1 tRNA gene is annotated in these 388 nt (G+C 45.6%); it reads right to left on the bottom strand.

From position 1 onward, the window contains the following. Positions 1 to 136: 136 nt before the first annotated feature. Positions 137 to 213, bottom strand: a tRNA-Met gene (locus EAG18_RS22095). Positions 214 to 388: the final 175 nt, after the last annotated feature.

The following is a 388-nucleotide window of genomic DNA, read 5'->3' as shown; positions in this document are numbered from 1 at the left end:
GTCGGGTACCGACGACCTTCGGCTCTTTCAGGTTTAGCGAGTCCGACGAATGATTTATCATTCTGCTCTATCCCGCGCCTGAATTTGTACTTATTTTTAAGTCTTTGTACAAGAGACTAATACAGCCAAGAAATATTGGTTGCGGGAGCCGGATTTGAACCGACGACCTTCGGGTTATGAGCCCGACGAGCTACCAGGCTGCTCCATCCCGCGCCTGTATATTTTTAGAACTTATTATCGTCGGGTACCGACGACCTTCGGCTCTTTCAGGTTTAGCGAGTCCGACGAATGATTTATCATTCTGCTCTATCYCGCGCCTGAATTTGYACTTATTTTTAAGTCTTTGTACAAGAGACTAATACAGCCAAGAAATATTGGTTGTTGGTTG

It is taken from the genome of Pseudoalteromonas sp. J010 (genome assembly GCF_003934235.1).
Classification (GTDB): Bacteria; Pseudomonadota; Gammaproteobacteria; order Enterobacterales; family Alteromonadaceae; genus Pseudoalteromonas; species Pseudoalteromonas peptidolytica.
This window is presented reverse-complemented; position numbering and strand designations above follow the sequence as displayed.